Origin of the sequence: Candidatus Methanoperedens nitratireducens (genome assembly GCF_900196725.1) — an archaeon.
In the GTDB taxonomy this organism is placed as follows: domain Archaea; phylum Halobacteriota; class Methanosarcinia; order Methanosarcinales; family Methanoperedenaceae; genus Methanoperedens; species Methanoperedens nitroreducens_A.
This window is the reverse complement of the sequence record NZ_FZMP01000208.1, coordinates 1-1,061: the sequence shown is the minus strand read 5'-3', so window position 1 is coordinate 1,061 and position 1,061 is coordinate 1. Positions and strand designations below refer to the sequence as shown.

At 50.5% G+C, this 1,061-nt stretch carries 1 protein-coding gene, 1 tRNA gene and 1 pseudogene; all 3 read right to left on the bottom strand.

What is annotated here, in order from left to right:
• Positions 1–41: 41 nt before the first annotated feature.
• Positions 42–710, bottom strand: coding sequence for a TIGR00266 family protein (locus MNV_RS15245; RefSeq protein ID WP_096206806.1), 669 nt, complete (start codon positions 708–710; stop codon positions 42–44).
• Between the two features lie 56 nt (positions 711–766).
• Positions 767–840 (bottom strand) — tRNA-Val (locus MNV_RS15240).
• 63 nt (positions 841–903) lie between these two features.
• A pseudogene (locus MNV_RS20880) lies at positions 904–1,061 on the bottom strand (ISNCY-like element ISFac3 family transposase); the annotation flags it as partial.

Here is a 1,061-nt window from a genome sequence, read left to right as displayed (position 1 = left end):
TTAGAGAGGTATTGTTATCAGATCATTTGTGGAAAACATATCTATCCCGGCTTCGGCAGGAACGGCACGAGCCAGTCAAGGAACGAGTTCATGCTCCTTGTCTGCAGGTAGAGCGTCCCTGTGCCTTTAAATTCAGCTACAAGCCCCTCACCGCTGAATATAGAGGACTTAAGACCGCCAACCCTTTTCACGCTGTAATCCAGCCCTTCCGTGAAAGCCACCATGTGTCCCGTATCGATGGTAAAGCTCTCGCCTTTCATCTTTACTTCGTGTATTGCGCCGAAGCTTGAGATGAACGCATCGCCGGTCCCGCTCATCTTCAGGAGGAATAATCCCTCGCGCGAGAAAAATGACTTCGCTCCGCCCCACTTAGTATCGAGGTTCAGCTCCGGGGAAGAAGCTATGTAGCTTCCGCTCTGGATGTACAGCGTCTCGCCGTTTAACCTGTGGTGGGCGAGATCTCCCTGGTACGGAGGCGCAAGCCCGACTGCGCCATTTGACTTTGCAGTAAAGGTATTGGTGAAAAAAGACTCGCCTCCGAGCAGACCGCGGGTCAGCGCCCCGAGGACGCCGCCTTTTGCTTTTGTGGCGATCTCGATTCCCGGGGACATGTATACCATAGCCCCTGCTTCGGCTTCAATTCGTTCCCCTGCTTCCAGCTTTACCTCAAGAAGTGTGTAAGCAGGTTTGTACATGATTTCGTGCTGCATGGTGGCGATAACGGCTGGATTGCTTATAAATCTGGTGTTTTCCGGTAAAAATCAGATGGGCCCGCGGAGATTCGAACTCCGGATCTCCGCCATGTCAAGGCGACGTCATAACCAGCTAGACCACGGGCCCGGTTCTCTCCACTTGTGGATAATCGTTATTAAACCTATCGATAAAGCCGGCTGTGGGACAGAATTAAGCGGTGGTGTACAAATTCAGCAAATTATGCCAGACGCCAGTACAGGTTAAAGCAGTACTAATTCGATCATCCCTTTTTTGTCCCACTTTCCATCCAAACCATCTCTTATCTGCTGAGAACCCAGATTCAGAGTTATTTCTAAGATAATATTGCT

What these genes read in the sequence shown, in the direction of transcription:
- MNV_RS15245 (WP_096206806.1), bottom strand. Translation starts at nt 710, where the DNA reads ATGCAGCACGAAATCATGTACAAACCTGCTTACACACTTCTTGAGGTA.